The sequence below is a fragment of the Actinomadura fulvescens genome (assembly GCF_039533225.1).
Taxonomy (GTDB): Bacteria; Actinomycetota; Actinomycetes; order Streptosporangiales; family Streptosporangiaceae; genus Spirillospora; species Spirillospora fulvescens.
In genome coordinates this window covers 207,487-222,329 of record NZ_BAAATD010000011.1, presented here as the reverse complement: position 1 = coordinate 222,329, position 14,843 = coordinate 207,487, and the positions used below count along the sequence as shown (strand labels likewise).

The following is a 14,843-nucleotide window of genomic DNA, read 5'->3' as shown; positions in this document are numbered from 1 at the left end:
GTTGCGTCACGGCTCAGAGCCCGATTCCCAGCGTCTCGGCGAACAGGGTGAGGCGTTCCCGGCCCAGTCCGGGACGTACCTCGGCGAGGGTCTCCTGCGGGAGGGCCCGCAGCGTGGCCCGTGCCCTGGTCCGCAGGGCCTGTCTGAGGGACGGGGTCAGGCGTTCCCGCTCGTTCAGGTGGTGCGCGATGATCGCGCAGTAGGTCTGCACCGCCTTGCGCCGGAACCGGTCGCGTTCGGGGTCGGTCTCCAGCTGCGCCATCACCTTGTCGAACGCGTCGAAGAAGTGCAGCTGCCGCGCGTCGCCCACCTGGCTGAGCGAGCCCGAGACCTCGCGCCGGTAGAAGACGCCGGTGAGCGAGACGACGGCGTACGAGGCGGCGGTGCGGTGCAGCCGCCAGATCCACGGTCGGTCCTCGGCGGTGAGCAGCTCCTCGTCGAAGGTCAGCAGCCCGTCGTCGGCGAGCTCGCGCCGGTAGATCCCCGACCACGCGTACGGGAAGTCGACCATGGTCTTGCCGTGCGCGGGCATGATGCCGTCGCGCGGGTCGAGCTTCACGCCGCGCCGTCCCTGGGGCGCCCGGTGCAGCTCGCGCCGCCGGCCGAACACCTGGATGTGGTCGGTCTTGATGTAGTCGCAGCCGATCGTGTCGATCGCCTCGACCGCCCGGGCCAGGTAGCCGGGGGCCAGCCAGTCGTCCCCGTCGAGATAGGTGATGAGCCGTCCCGACGAGGCCGCCAGCCCCCGGTTGCGCGCGCCGCTGAGGCCGAGCGACCGCTCGTTCCTGATCACCGTCAGGCCCGGCACCCGCTCGGCCTGGTCGGCGAGGATGCTAGGCGTGGCGTCCCGCGACCCGTCGTCGACCACGATGAACTCGAAGTCGTCCCGGGTGTTGCGGGTCAGGCTGAGCAGCAGGTCACCCAGGTACGGCGCGACGTCGCGCATCGGCACGATGACCGACAGGGTGGTCACTTGGTGGACTCCGTTCGGCGAAACGACACCGCGGGCCCGGCGGCGTCACCGGCCCGCGGGTGGACGGCTTCAGGCGGTGGTGCGGCGCAGGCGCGCCCTCGGCTCCTCCTCGCCGGGGAATACCCGCTTCTGGCCGTCACCGAGCGCCTCACCGATGATCCGGATGTCGCGGACCAGGTGCTCCAGGCCCGTCGGCTCCAGCGAGGCGGCGTGGTCGGAGCCCCACATGGTGCGGTCCAGGGTGATGTGCCGCTCCACCATGACCGCGCCCATGGTCACCGCCGCCAGCGAGATCTGCAGGCCGCGCTCGTGGCCGGAGTAGCCGACCGGGACACCGTAGCGCTCCTGGAGGGTGCCGATCGTCCGGAGGTTGGCCTCCTCGGGCGGCAGCGGGTAGGTCGAGGTGGAGTGCAGGATGACCAGCCCGTCGGTGCCGAGGATGTCCACGGCGGCGTCGATCTCCGCCAGCGTCGACATGCCGGTGGACAGGATGATCGGCTTGCCGGTGGCGGCCAGCGCGCGCAGCAGCTCGTGGTCGGTGACCGAGGCCGAGGCGACCTTGTGCGTGACGACGTCGAGCTTCTCCAGGAACTCCACCGACGGCACGTCCCACGGGGAGGCGAACCAGTCGATGCCGCGGTCGGCGGCGTACTTGGCGATCTGCTGGTACTCGTCGGTGCCGAACTCGACCCGCTCCTTGTACTCCATGTAGGTCATCTCGCCCCACGGAGTCTGGCGGATCTTGCCGCGCTGCTCGACCGGGACGCAGATCTCCGGCGTGCGCTTCTGGAACTTGACCGCCTGGCAGCCGGCGTCGGCCGCGATGTTGATGAGGCGGCGGGCGATGTCGACGTCGCCGTTGTGGTTGATGCCGATCTCACCGATCACGTAGACCGGCTGGCCGGCGCCGACCGTGCGGCCGCCGATCTGGACCGGCTTGGGGACGGTGGCGGTCGCTGCCTTGCTCATATCGTCTTCGTCCTTAGGAGTTGGGTTCGGAGGTGCGGGCCTGGAGCACGCGCTCGCAGAGCTCGCGGACCGCCCCGGCGCCGCCGGGTCGGGTGAGGGTGACGCGGGCCGCTGCCAGCACAAGCGGGTGCGAGCCCGGGACCGCGATCGGCCAGCCGACGAGCGCCAGGCAGCCGAGATCGTTGACGTCGTTGCCGGCGTAGGCCACCCGCGCGGGGTCCAGGCCGTTGTCGGCGATCCACTTGCGCAGGGCGGCGGCCTTGTCGTCCAGGCCGTGCAGCACGGGCACCCGGAGCTTCGCCGCGCGCGCCGCCACCACCGGGTTGACCTCGGTGGACAGGATGAGGAACGGGACGCCGGCGGCGCGCAGCCGCGACACGCCCATGCCGTCGGACCGGCTGACGGTGACGCTCTCGCGGGCGTCCTGGTCGACCGTCGCGCGGTCGTCGGTGTGCACGCCGTCGAAATCGGTGACCACGGCGTCCACGTCGATCGGGCCGGGCCGGTCGACGACCGGCGCGATGAGCCGGACGAGCTCCAGGTCGGCCGGTGTGTCCACCTCGACGGCGTGCGCGAGCGGCACCGGCTGGACCTCGATGTGCCCGAAGAAGCGGTGGCGGTGGATGCGCATCTCCGCGGTCCGCATCACATAGAACGCGCCCGTCTCGCGGTAGTGCGGGGGCCGGTCCTGCCGGCGGGGCCGGTGGCCGGGATCGTGGCCCACCCCGGTGACGCCGCGGTCGGCCACCGACCGCCACTGGAACTCGTGCGTCTCCAGCCCGGAGAACACCGAGTCCGCCGCGCCGTCGAGCACCGTCCGCACGGCCGCGTCGAGGTCCGCCGGGTCGATGAACGGGCTGGTGCACTGGACCATCACCGTGACCTCGGGCGCGCCGCCCCCGTCGCCGGCCAGCTGGTCCAGTGCGTCCAGCAGGGCCGACTCCGAGGACGCGACGTCGCCGCTGAGCTCGTCCGGCCGGTCGACCACCCGGGCTCCGGCGGCCCGCGCGGCGGCGGCGATCTCCGCGTCGTCGGTGCTGACCACGACGAGGTCGATGAGCGCCGCGGCCAGGGCGGCCTGGACCGCGCGGACGACGAGCGGCCGTCCGCCGACCAGGGCGAGGTTCTTGCGGGGGATGCCCTTTGACCCGCCGCGTGCGGGGATGACGCAGACAACGCGCACGTGGCTTCTTCCTTACTGATGGGGTAACGCTTTTGAAAAGGGCAAAAACACGCTAGAGAGGCTGGTGTGCGCAGGGGTGACCCGAATATGAACGGCCGTGGTCGGTCGTTCTAACGCTTGACTCGGACCGGCCGGTGTTGATCTGGTTTTGCCGGATATGTCAGGCCTGTAAAGATCCAATCGATTCTGGGTTCGATCAGCCAGCGGGTGGCGCGGACGACCGGCCTGCCGCACAGCACCGTGGCGATCATGGCGGCGACCACGGCCACGACGGCGGCACTGGCCACCGAGTGCAGTGCCGAGATGTCGTATACGCCGGTCTTGCGCAGCACCTGGATTCCGAAGCCGTGCAGCAGGTACGCGTAGAGGGTCGTCGCGCCGAGCGGCGTGAACCAGGTCCGTCGCGCGGGCACCATCGCCAGGAAGGCGAACGCCAGGGCCGTGCCCGCCAGCAGCAACCCGGTGCGCATGACCGTGCCCTCGACGTTGCTGAGGCCGAGGGCCTCGTGCCCCTTCTCCCAGTAGATCCAGCTGTTGTTCAGTTCTCGGCCGGCCGTCGCGAGGACGATCAGGGCGCCGCACATGGCCGCCGCGCCGACGAGCCGGGCCCGCGCCGTCTTCAGGGGTTCGAAGTGCTCGGGCCGGAGCATGAGCCCAAGGACGTAGAACGGCAGCAGCCCCAGCAGCCGGTGCAGCGTCAGCTCCTTGGGCAGCGCGGTCATGTACGACAGCAGCGAGATGCCCATGGCCACGCCCAGCGGCCAGCGGATCTGCTGCCATACCGGGGTGGACAACCGCCAGAAGAACAACGCCATGAGGAACCACATGACGTACGAGGACCGCAGCAGTGTGATCTCCAGCGGCTTGCCGCCCGACACCGACCAGAAATAGACGGAGTAGAGGATTTCGAAGATCACATAGGGCGCGGCCAGATTGCCGATCAGTTTGCGCGCCTTGCCCCCCGAGAAGGTGAAGCGCCGCGACAGATAGCCGGTGAGCATGATGAAGACCGGCATGTGGAACAGGTAGACCAGCAGGTACGCGGCGCGGACGGCGGGCACGTCCCGCAGGTCCTCCACGGCGTGCCCGGCGACGACCAGGAGGATCGCCAGGAACTTGGCGTTGTCGAAGTAGGGGTCTCTGCCCGCGGAGGCGGCCACGGAACGGCGGGGTCAGGTGCGGCCGTAGGCGTCTTCGAGGCGTTCGATGTCGTCCTCGTCGAACTCGCCGAACGCGATCTCCAGCACGCGCACGGCAGGGCCCGAGGAGCCCATCCGGTGCGTGTCCCCGGCCTTGATCAGCACGCGTTCGCCGACCTCGGGCACGATCCGCTGCCCGGCCACTTCGAACACCGCGCCACGGTCCAGCGCCACCCACAGCTCGTCGCGGTGGCGGTGCCGCTGCAGGCTGAGACGCTGCCCCGGCGCCACGTGGATGATCTTCACGGTGGACCGCTCGTTCAGGGTGAACCGCTCGAAGCGGCCCCAGGGCCGCTCGTCGGTAATGATCGAAAGGTCCGTTGCTTGGTCGGTCATCCCGGAGATGGTGGACGTCCTCGGCTAACTGCGGTCGTACGTGAGGGGACGTCAGGGTTTCCCTGGGTGAACGTCGCCCGCGACGCCGCCTGTAAAGAGGCAGACGAGGCCACCGATCTCGCGCCGCCCTCCGTACCCGGCGGCGGCGATGATCCGCAGTGCCGCGGTGTCGGCGCGGTGGGCGCAGGCCACGGTGACCTGGACGCGGCGCAGCGCTTCGCGGACCGGTCCGGCGGCCGGCTTGCGGCTCCTGGGCGACTGGACGAGGCGGGTGAGCAGCTTCCGGTCGTCGGTGAACGTACGTGACGCACCCAGGATGTGCAGGTGATGGCTGTTGGGACTGACCGCGTTCGCCCCGATCGCGAACATCGGCACCGTCCGCATGTAGCGCTGCGGCATCAGCACCACTGCGCCGCCGTCTCGCTGTCCCTCTGCCTGTCCCTGGTGTGCCTTTGCTTCCCTCACGACCACCCGCGAGGTGCGCAGTTCCTTGGGAACGGCCTTCCAGGAGGGACGACCTTCGACCAGCGTCCCGGCGTCCCGGGCCCAGAGCGGCAGGCCGCCCACCACGAGGGCGGCGCAGACGAGGGCGGCGGGTGCCAGGACGAGCCACCGGCGCGCCGTCGCCGGGCCACGCGCGAGCACCCTGGGCAGGGTGACGGTGGCGAGGAGGCCGACCAGCACGGGCGCGGGCACGACCCACAGCGTGCGCCACATCACCGGTCCGGCGCCCGTCGCGGAGCCCATGAACTCCAGCAGCCCGGTGACCAGCAGCACGGTGGTGACGGCCGCGATCCCACCGGCGATCAGGGCGGGCGCCCCCGGGCGGGCCAGCCACGGGCTCAGCCAGAGCGCGCATCCGCCGATCACGCCGAGCGCCCCGGCGAGCAGGACCACCGCGTAACTGGCGGCGGCGCCGGCGGCGCGGCCCTCGACCATCTCGCCGCCGCTGTGCGTGAGCGTGACCAGCAGCCCCGCGCCCACCGGGTACGCCAGCGCCGCCGCGGCCGCCACCCCGGCACCGACCCGGCGCGTGATGATCAGTGGTCCCGCCACCGCCGCGACCACGAGCGGGACCAGGAGTGCCGCCGTGGACGACAGTCCGGTCGCCGCGACCCCGGCGGTCGCGGCGAGCGCGAGCGCGGCGGGCGAACGCCGCTCGGCCCACCGGGTCAGGTAGACGTACAGCAACGGGATGAGCGCCGACACGAACATCGCCTTGCCCTGCCACATGCGCAGCAGGTGGAACGCCCCGAGCGAGCCCGCGCTCTCGCCCGCCCAGACCAGGTACGCCACGGCGACCACGAAGCAGGCGAGCAGGCGCCGCGGCGCCCATTCCCGGACGAGCCGCCAGAGGGCCCAGACCGCGAGGAAGACGGCCACCGGCAGCGCGACGTACCACAGGAAGGACGCGGCGGGCACGCCCAGCACCCGGGCGAGCGCCCCGACCAGGACCTCGATGGAGGAGACCGGCGGCTCGCCCGCGATCGGCGGGAGCTCGCCTTGCGTGAAGATGACGTCCTGGAGCGGAACCCGGCCGTGGGCGGCCGTCCACACCGAACGGGACACGAAGAACGCGTCGTCTCCATCGGTGTTGACGAGGAACAGCGAAGCGATCGCGAAACCGGCGGCGGTCAGCACGGGCACCGCCGTCATGCCGCGTGCGGGTTCGTCCTCCTCGTCCCCGCCGCGCAGGACGTGTGCGCCGCCCCGGGCGCCGACGAAGACCGCGGCGGTGGCCGCGACGCTCAGCAGCCCGGCCGCCCAGACCACCCACCACGGCACGCCGGACTTGTGGAGCCCCGCCGCCGTTCCCGCGACTACTCCGGTGGCGATGGCGGCGAATGCCCAATAACCCAGCGGCGGCCGGTCAAGGGACGTCTCCGGAGCCCGTTCCGCCGTCCACGACGGGAGCCGCCACGCGTACAGCCCGCCCAGCCCCGCCAGCACCACGAGCCAGCAGACCAGCAGCACCCACGTGGGCGGGTCGAACAGCAGCCCCGCGTGGTAGACGGCCGTCCACACCGCGAAGGCCACGACCGCCAGGTCCGAGAGCCGGTCGAGCAGACGGTCGGTCAAGGCTTCACTCCATCACGGAGCCGCACGGCGAGCAGGCAGGCGGCGACGGCGCACGAGGACACCAGGGCCAGCTCGACCCGGTGCAGGGCGGACACGGGGATCAGGCAGCAGAGCACGAAGACGGCCAGCGCGGCGGCCCAGCCGACCGCGTTGTCGCGGTGCCGTTCGAGGGCGACCACGCCCGACTGGAAGACGAGGGCGATCATGTAGAGCCCGGTGGCGGCGGCCAGCACGACCAGGTCGGCGCGGCCCAGCGCGAACTCCGCGCCGAACGCCAGCCGCAGCACCTGGGGTCCCAGCGCGGCGGTGCCGAGCACGCCCGCGACCGCGACCGCGCCCGTGGCGGTCAGCACCCGGCGCGACTCGTGCCGGAACCGGGCCCGGTCGCCGGTGGCCAGCGCCCGCGCCAGCCCGGGGAGCAGCACGGCCTGGACGGCCTGGAAGAGGAACAGCGGTACCCGGGCGATCACGAACGCCGCGAGGAACTGACCGGCGGCGTCGCCGCCAGGAGCCAGGAGCGCCATCGCGACCATGGCCGCGTTCGCGACGCCCTGGGCGCACACGGTGGCGACCAGCAGCCAGCCCAGGTTGGCGGAGACCTCCGCCCACGGCGCCGGTGGCCCGGGGGTCAGTGCTCCACGCGTGCCCGGAACGGTCAGCAGCACCGACGCGAGCGGGGCCAGAGCCAGCAGCCAGGCGTACGGCCCGACCGAATGCACGCCCACCACGAACAGCACCGCGCACCCGGCGATCCGGACTCCGCCCTCGATTCCGAGCTGCGCCGAATACCAGCCGAACCGGCCCGAGCCGGAGAACGCCCCGCGCGTGACGTACTGCGCCGCCATCGCGGCGACCGCGACCGCCAGCGCGAACAGCAGCGTCCATCTGCCGTCGAACAGCCGGCCGACCAGGGCCTGGGACAGCAGGGCGCCCGCCGCCAGCAGGACGGCGAGGGTCACCATGGCCGCCTGGGCGGTCCGCACGACGACCGGCGCGCCGCCCCGGCCGACCTCGGTGCGTCCAGCGAGGGCGCGGCCGAGCTCCTGCTCGAACGGCAGGAACGCGCCGATCCCGAACGTGTAGACCAGCGTCCACAACGTCGACACCGAGGCGAACTCGCGCGGGCCGACCGCCCGCGCCGACAACACCAGATAGACGGTGGCCGAGACGCCGAGCAGCACGAGCCCGGCCCCGACGGTCATCGTTCCGGAGGCGACCGACGTGCGCGTCCGAGCCGTCATGGGCCGTCGGAGGGTTCGGCCCGCTCGGCCCGCTCGGCCTCTCCGGCTTCCCCGGCCCGCTCGATCTGCTCGATGCGCAGGCGTTGCAGGCCGAGCTCCTCGGCGAGCGTGCGCACCTTGTCCTCCAGCCGGCTCACCTCGGAGCTGAGCTGCACGTTCATGGCGAGCAGCAGCAGGCTGGCGCCGAAGAACAGCAGGTTCGCCGGGACCACGACCCCGGTGAGGTCGGCGGCCCAGAACAGGATCCTGGGGAACGCCGCGAGCAGCACGATGACGACCGCGAGCACGACCCACGTGATCGCGTACTTCTCGCGCAGCCGGCGGCGGCGCAACATCTCGAAGATGACGAAGAGGGCGATCGCGGCACCGATCAGTCCCAGATGGTAGGCCTTCATGCGGCGGGCGAGCCCGGCGTCCAGCGGCGCACCAGCGCCAGCCCGAGCGCGACGACCGCCCGGAACAGGTAGATCGTCGCGCGCAGGGAGGACTGGCTGGCCTGGCCGGCGGCGCGCGGCCGCATCGCGACCGGCACCTGCCGCACCCGGTAGCCGGACCGCACGGCGATGACCATCGACTCGACCGTGTCGCCCAGGTACTCGGCCGGGTAATGCTCGGCGAACAGCTGGATGGCCCGGGGTCCGGCGGCCCGGAACCCGCTCGTGGTGTCGGTGAGCCGCGTCCCGGCCAGCCTGGACAGCACGCCCGCGAGCAGGCTCATCGCCCAGCGGCGCGGCCCGCGTCCGGCCGAGTACTCGCCCTCGCCCGCGAAGCGCGCCCCGATGACCAGGTCGGCGGTGTCGAGCTCGGCGACGAGCCGCGGGATGTACGAGGCGTCGTGCTGGCCGTCGGCGTCGACCTGGACCACCGCCTGGTAGCCCTGGCGCAGCGCGTACCGGTAGCCGGCCCGCATGGCGCCCCCGACGCCGAGGTTGAACGGCAGCCGGACCACGGGCACGCCGAGGGCGGCGGCCTGGGCCGCCGTGCCGTCGGACGAACCGTCGTCGATGACGAGCACGTCGGCGTCGGGGCAGGCGACGGCCAGCTCCTTGAGGACGCCGGCGATGGCGTGCTCCTCGTTCAGCGCCGGTACGACGACGAGCGTCGTCGCGAGCCGTCGGACGCCGGGCTCCCGGCGTTCGGACATCGCAATGATGGCGGCTCCCCCGTCCCTGTGAGCGCCGGAGCCCTACGGTCCCGGCGCGGATCTCGCACTAATGACGCCCTAACCCCTTGTGAAGGTTGCCTGAAATTTCCGCAAGTTTTGATCTTGCGGCGGTAGGCCAATCTCCTCCACACTTGCCGCCCATAGGTCTCACGTCACCGCGGGCGCGCCAGCCCGCCCGTCTCGGGGAGAGCGCCGCGCGTGGGGGTTCGTGGGGGTGCCCGTGGTCCGGGCTTCGTTACGGGTACGGTCTGTGTGCTGGGCGCCGGCCTGGCCTTCGGAGGCTTCTGGTTCGCCGGGACGGAGAGCGGCACGCGGCGGGTGACCGTGCCCGCCCAGCCCGCGGCCGTTCCCGACGGCATCGGCCGGGCGGACCGGTTCCTGCACGTCGTCGCGCACGAGGACGACGATCTGCTGTTCATGAATCCCGACATCCAGGATGTCGTCGCCGCCGGGCATGACACGACGACGGTCTTCGTGACCGCGGGCGAGGGCCGTGCCAAGGCGTACGACCCGTACGAGTACTCGGCCAGCCGCGAGCGCGGGATCCGGCTGGCGTACGCCAACATGGCGGGCGTCAAGGACCGCTGGCGCCGCGACGCCATGACGGCGGGCCCGCTCACCGTCCAGGTCGACACGCTCGTGGAACGGCCGAAGGTGCGGCTGGTCTGGTTCCGGCTGCCGGACGGAGCCGACGCACGTCCCGGCACAGAGGGCAAGCATGCGTTGCGGCGCCTCCAGAAGGACACGACGGGCACGTTCTGCGTGCCGACCGTCGTGCCTCCCGGCTCGCCGTTCGCCCGTTGCGTGACACGCGCCGAGCTGCTGGCCGCCCTGCAGTCGCTCATCAGGACGTTCGACTCGACGGTGGTCCGCTATCAGGACACGCAGCCGGACGGGCACGACCACAAGGACCACGTCGCCGCCGCGCGGCTCACCGCCGAGGCGGTGCGCGGCGCGGGCGATCCGCGCCTGGTCGAGGTCGGCTATGTCGATTACCCGGTCCTGCGGCTCCCGGTGAACCTCGGTCCCGGCCAGCGGGCCCGCAAGAAGCTGGCCTTTGAGGCCTACCGCAGCCACGACCGGCTGATCAGCGACAAGAAGCTCCGCAAGTACTGGGCCTGGACGCAGCGCATGTACCACCGGTGGCCCGGCGGCGGCGTCCAGCTGGCCCGCGGCGCGGACGGCCTGCTGCGCGCGTTCGCGGTCGAGCAGGGCGGACTGTACGTGTGGTCGCAGCGGACGGCCGAGCAGTGGACCGGGCCGATCCGGATCGATCCGGGTTTCCCGCTCACCCCCTCGGTCAGCGTCGGCGTCGTCGGCGACCGCTGGACCGTCGCCGCCCGCCGGAGCGACGACGCCCACGGGATCGTGCTCTTCCAGGCCGGCCGGGCGAACGCGTGGCAGGTGACGCAGCTGGGCACGCCGGGCCGTGAGCGTGACCGCAAGCTCACCGGGTCACCGGCCGTCACGGCGACCGCCGACGGCAGGGTGATGGTGCTGGTCCGCACGGGCACGGGGACGCTCGCGATGCGAAAGCAGGGCAAGCGGCAGCACGAGTTCGGCCGCTGGCGCGACCTGGGCGGCCGCAACCTGCGCGACGGCCTGGCCGTGACGCCCGCCGGCCGGTCGCCCGTCGAGGTGTTCGCCGCCTCCGACGACGACCCGAAAGGCCCGCCCTGGCTCCACCAGGCAGGCCCCGGCGCGGTGGTGCGCTGGCGTGAGGACGGCACGGGCAGGCTGGTCCGTGGCGAGGACATCGGCCACACCTCGCCCGCCGGGCCGCTCAGGCTGGCCGTCGGGCCCGGTGGTGCCACGCAGCTGATGCACCGCGACCCGCATTCCGGCGACTACCTGCTCCAGACCGCCCAGCGGGACGGCACGTTCTCGGCACCGCGGCGCGTGGGCGGGGTCGAGGGGGTCGACGGAGCCGCGCTGGCGGCCACGGGGACGGGGGCCGTGATCTGTGCGCGCGGCAGCGTGCCCACCGGAACCAACTGCGCCGTGACGAACGCCCCGGCGGCCGGGCGGGGCGGCCGGTCCGCACTCGCGACGAGGTGGTCGTTCGGTCCGTGGACGCCCCTCGGCGGCCCGATCGTCGGCGGGCCCGCCGTCGCCGTCGACGCCACCGGCCGGGCCATGGTCGTCACGCTCGGCCACCACGGCCGCCTCCTGGTCAACCGGCAGCAGGCGCCGGGCGCGGCGGCCTTCGGCGGCTGGCGCGAGGTCGCCGAGACCGGCTAGCCGGCCCGGCGATCAGGCGTTGAAGATCCGGTCCACGACCCGGGCCGCCGCCTTGCCGTCGTCGAGCGGGCAGAACCGCTGGACGAACGCGTCGTACTCGCCCGCGAAGTCCTCGCTCACGGTCCCGGCGTCGCGGATCGCCTCGATGAGCGCGTCCGAGGTCTCCAGCAGCGGCCCCGGCGCCTCCTTCTCGAAGTCGAAGTAGAAGCCGCGCAGCCGGTCCCGGTAGTCGGCGAGGTCGTAGGTGAAGAACAACAACGGCCGCCGGGTGTTGGCGAAGTCGAACATCACCGACGAGTAGTCCGTGACCATCATGTCCGAGACCAGGTAGAGCTCGGCGATGTCGGGATACAGCGAGACGTCGAAGACGAAGCCGTTGCCGTCCTCCGGAACGCCGTCCACCACGTTGCTGTGGAGGCGGACCAGCAGCACGTGGTCATGCCCCAGCGCGGCCTGCGCGCGCGCCAGGTCGAGCCGCAGGTCGAACTTGTAACGGCCCCGGCTGTAGTACTGGTCGTCCCGCCAGGTCGGCGCGTACAGCACGACCTTCTTGCCCTCCGGGATGCCGAGCCTGGCGCGCACGGAGGCGGCGATCCGGTCGGCCTCGGGGTGGTGGAGCACGTCGTTGCGCGGATACCCGGCCTCGATGATCTCACCCTTGAACGCGAACGCCCGCCGGAAGATCTCGGTGCTGAACGGGTTGGGCGACAGCAGGTGCGTCCACTCCGGCAGGTTGGGCGTGGCCGGGACGTCGGCCGACTTGGCCTGCGTCTGCGCCTGGAGGGCCTTCTTCATGCCCGGCGCGTAGGCGAAGTGCACCTCCTTGAGGTCCCGGCCGATCTTCTTGAGCGGGGTGCCGTGCCAGGCCTGCAGCACGATCTGGTCGGGGTGGCGCTGGAACCAGTCGCCGAGGCGGTGGTTGGTGATGATGTAGCGCGACGAGGCCATCGCCTCGTGCCACTCCCGCCCGTTCAGCCGGACGGCCTGGAGCGTGCCGGGCAGCTCCACCTGGCCGTCGTTGACGACCCACAGCTGCTCCAGGTCCACGCCGCGCCGCACGAGCTCCTCGTGGATCGCGCGCGGGCTGTCGGAGTACTGGCGGCCGTTGAAGCAGGAGAACAGCACGGTGTCGCGCAGCCCGTCCTTGGCGACGCGCTTGCGCGCCTCCGCGCGCATGGCGGCGGCGCTGCCCTTCTCGTCCTGGCCGAGGTCCGAGGTCACGTGGACGACCAGGCCGGTGCCCTGGTGCTCCAGCGCGTAGCCGCGCCGTGCCACCTCGATCGACTCGGCCGGTCCCGCCGCGACCTCGGGGGTCGTCCGGACGGCCAGCGGACGGCCGCCCGGGGGCCGGAAGAGCACGTCCCAGCGGCCCTGGCGCAGCGGCAGCACACCGGCGACGCTCGGCACCGCCGCGACGGGCACCTCGCAGGTCAGCACGCCGTCCTCGGCCTTCGCCATAGTGAAGGGGTAGTCCTTGCGACGTCCCCGGCTGCGGACCAGGATGTCGCCGCCGTCGTACACCGGATGCGTCCCGGCGAGCACGAGGGTGCCGTCATCGCGCCAGTCCGCCGCGGTGACCAGCAGCCGTGCCGTACGCAGTTGCAGCCGCAGGTAACCCGCGGCGCCGCGTCCAGCGAACACCTCCTGCGCGCCGACGAGCCGTTCGAGGTCGGCGACGCCCTCCGCCAGCACCAGGGGGCGGCCGTCCAGCAGCACCGCCCAGTCGCGGGTGTCGTCGATGGCCTGCGGGTCGGTGCCACCGGAGCCCTGCGGCAGCGGTACGACGGCGGTGAACCGGCCGTCGCCGTGCGTGCTGACGGGCGTCCGGACGAGGTCGTCACCCAGCGCGAGGGACACCTCGGCGGGCGCGGCCCCGGTGGTGACGACGCCTTCCACCTCCAGGGCGTCCTCCGCCCAGCGGAGCGCGGTGGCCTTGGCGGTGACGGTCTCGACCGCGACGCGCAGCGTCCCGTCGACGACCTGCGGAACGACGCGCACGTCGTCGGTGACGTAGTGGTACGGCGGACGGGCGCCGCTGCCGCTCGTACCGCCGCGCAGGCGGGCCGAACGGAGCACACCCGAGTTGAAGACCGTGGCCTCCACGTCCCAGACGCCGTCGGTCCAGGCGCCGCGCCGCCGCAGCTTCCTGGGGTCGAGGGTGAACTCGAACCCGGTCCACGCGCCGGACTTCTTGCCGGGCTTGGGCGTCTGGCGGGCGAGCAGCGGAATCCGGCGGCGCCCCGACCGCAGCGTGACGCCCTTGATCGCGGCCCAGCGGCGGCGCGAGCTCACCGAGTTGATGTACGCCTCGCCGGAGACGACCAGCTTGCCGTCGCGCCACGCCACCGTGTGCACCCGGCCGCGCAGCGCCACCTCGGTGCGGGCGCGGTACAGCTCCTGCGGCACCGCGATCGCCTCGTCCTTCCAGTACGGATGGACGACGTAGCGGTGCAGGCCCTCGCGGACGATCGAGGGGTTGGGCTTGCCGCGCCCGTACCGGACCACCTTGACCAGCTCGGTCCGCTTCTTCTGGGCGGCCAGGTGCCACTTCAGCCGGGTGATCGCCGGTACCTCGGCGAGCGCCTTGGGGTCCAGCCACTCGGCGTGGGCCGCCGCCTGCGCGATGACCTGGTCGCGTTCCTCGTCGGTCGTGTCCGGCAGCCCGTCCAGGAAGGCGCGCAGCTCGCGGTCGAGCACGGCGGCGAGGAACCGGCGCCGCTCCTTGGGCTTCCACCGGCCGTCGAGCCGGGTGAGCACGGCCTCCACGGCGGTGAAGCCGTCGGCGGCGTCCTGCGGGACGGCGCTCGGCGCCGGCTGGACGTCGGCGGACCTTCGCATCACGATCCGCGCGACGACGTCCACCGCGTCGGCCAGGAAGTGCGCGGGCACCGCGACCGCGAGATCGTCGTCCCGGTTGACGTCCGGGAACTCCAGGCCGTGCCGCTCCCAGAACGAGGCGCGGAACAGCTTGTTGGTGACGTACCGGTCCTGGAGGAGTTCCTCGTGCCGCCGGATGTGCGTACCGGACAGGCTCTTGGCGAACGCCTCGCGGTGAACCGGCGAGGGGCGCGTGCCCCCTTCGTGCCGGACGCCGACGTTGCCCGCCGCGAAGTCCGACTTACCGGCGGCCAGAGCCGAGTGGAGGACTTCGAGGGCGTTCTCCGGCAGGACGTCGCCGTCCTCCGCGAAGGCCAGGAACTCCCCGGTCGCCGCGCGCACGCCGATGTTGCGCGCCGTGCCGCGCCCCGGAGCGCCCTCCCGGATCAGCCGGAACCGGTCGTCGGGAAGCGTGACGTCCGCGCCGGCCCCGGTGCCGCCGTCCACCACCAGCACTTCCAGCGTGCCGTACGTCTGCGCGGCGAGGGAGGCCAGCGTCTCGGCCAGGTCCGCGCCGGAACGGCGGGCGAGGACGATCACGCTGATGAGGTCGGGCACCAAGGGAGCTCCTTAGCGGGGG

Annotated in this window: 11 protein-coding genes; 1 reads left to right on the top strand and 10 read right to left on the bottom strand. The window is 72.4% G+C overall.

The annotated features are described in order from the left end of the window. Positions 1 to 13 precede the first annotated feature (13 nt). From ABD333_RS34695 to ABD333_RS34655, 9 genes are all read right to left on the bottom strand, one after another. Positions 14 to 973, bottom strand: a complete 960-nt coding sequence (locus ABD333_RS34695; RefSeq protein WP_344546782.1) for a glycosyltransferase family 2 protein — start codon at positions 971 to 973, stop codon at positions 14 to 16. A 69-nt stretch (positions 974 to 1,042) separates the two neighbouring features. After that, complete coding sequence (locus ABD333_RS34690; protein ID WP_344546781.1) at positions 1,043 to 1,942, bottom strand: N-acetylneuraminate synthase family protein; 900 nt, start codon at positions 1,940 to 1,942, stop codon at positions 1,043 to 1,045. 13 nt (positions 1,943 to 1,955) lie between these two features. After that, the gene (locus tag ABD333_RS34685; RefSeq protein ID WP_344546780.1) at positions 1,956 to 3,125 is read right to left on the bottom strand and encodes a cytidylyltransferase domain-containing protein; all 1,170 of its coding nucleotides are present in this window, start codon (positions 3,123 to 3,125) and stop codon (positions 1,956 to 1,958) included. Between the two features lie 110 nt (positions 3,126 to 3,235). After that, on the bottom strand, positions 3,236 to 4,285 hold the full coding sequence (locus ABD333_RS34680) for an acyltransferase family protein (RefSeq protein ID WP_344546779.1): 1,050 nt from the start codon (positions 4,283 to 4,285) through the stop codon (positions 3,236 to 3,238). Positions 4,286 to 4,297: 12 nt separating this feature from the next. Beyond that, on the bottom strand, positions 4,298 to 4,660 hold the full coding sequence (locus ABD333_RS34675; RefSeq protein WP_344546778.1) for a phosphomannose isomerase type II C-terminal cupin domain: 363 nt from the start codon (positions 4,658 to 4,660) through the stop codon (positions 4,298 to 4,300). A 51-nt stretch (positions 4,661 to 4,711) separates the two neighbouring features. Then, a complete protein-coding gene (locus tag ABD333_RS34670; protein WP_344546777.1) occupies positions 4,712 to 6,739 on the bottom strand; it encodes a DUF6077 domain-containing protein in 2,028 nt (675 codons plus the stop codon). Next, positions 6,736 to 7,980 carry a lipopolysaccharide biosynthesis protein gene (locus ABD333_RS34665; protein ID WP_344546776.1) on the bottom strand — a complete coding sequence of 415 codons (1,245 nt, stop codon included), beginning with the start codon at positions 7,978 to 7,980 and terminating at the stop codon, positions 6,736 to 6,738. The genes ABD333_RS34670 and ABD333_RS34665 overlap by 4 nt, the downstream gene beginning before the upstream one ends. After that, positions 7,977 to 8,375: a DUF2304 family protein gene (locus tag ABD333_RS34660; RefSeq protein ID WP_344546775.1), complete on the bottom strand. Its 399-nt coding sequence runs from the start codon at positions 8,373 to 8,375 to the stop codon at positions 7,977 to 7,979. Before ABD333_RS34660 ends, ABD333_RS34665 begins: the two co-directional genes overlap by 4 nt. Beyond that, positions 8,372 to 9,124 carry a glycosyltransferase family 2 protein gene (locus tag ABD333_RS34655; protein ID WP_344546774.1) on the bottom strand — a complete coding sequence of 251 codons (753 nt, stop codon included), beginning with the start codon at positions 9,122 to 9,124 and terminating at the stop codon, positions 8,372 to 8,374. Before ABD333_RS34655 ends, ABD333_RS34660 begins: the two co-directional genes overlap by 4 nt. Positions 9,125 to 9,397: 273 nt before the next feature. Here ABD333_RS34655 and ABD333_RS34650 point away from each other — a divergent pair, with 273 nt between their 5' ends. Further along, positions 9,398 to 11,386, top strand: a complete 1,989-nt coding sequence (locus ABD333_RS34650) for a PIG-L family deacetylase (protein ID WP_344546773.1) — start codon at positions 9,398 to 9,400, stop codon at positions 11,384 to 11,386. A gap of 12 nt (positions 11,387 to 11,398) precedes the next feature. Here ABD333_RS34650 and ABD333_RS34645 read toward each other — a convergent pair whose 3' ends face one another. Then, on the bottom strand, positions 11,399 to 14,821 hold the full coding sequence (locus ABD333_RS34645) for a bifunctional glycosyltransferase/CDP-glycerol:glycerophosphate glycerophosphotransferase (RefSeq protein WP_344546772.1): 3,423 nt from the start codon (positions 14,819 to 14,821) through the stop codon (positions 11,399 to 11,401). Between the last annotated feature and the right edge of the window lie 22 nt (positions 14,822 to 14,843).

Excerpts from the sequence above, each read along its gene's own strand:
- ABD333_RS34690 (WP_344546781.1), bottom strand. The coding sequence starts at position 1,942 with ATGAGCAAGGCAGCGACCGCCACCGTCCCCAAGCCGGTCCAGATCGGC.
- ABD333_RS34655 (WP_344546774.1), bottom strand. The coding sequence starts at position 9,124 with ATGTCCGAACGCCGGGAGCCCGGCGTCCGACGGCTCGCGACGACGCTC.
- ABD333_RS34660 (WP_344546775.1), bottom strand. The coding sequence starts at position 8,375 with ATGAAGGCCTACCATCTGGGACTGATCGGTGCCGCGATCGCCCTCTTC.
- ABD333_RS34675 (WP_344546778.1), bottom strand. The coding sequence starts at position 4,660 with ATGACCGACCAAGCAACGGACCTTTCGATCATTACCGACGAGCGGCCC.
- ABD333_RS34665 (WP_344546776.1), bottom strand. The coding sequence starts at position 7,980 with ATGACGGCTCGGACGCGCACGTCGGTCGCCTCCGGAACGATGACCGTC.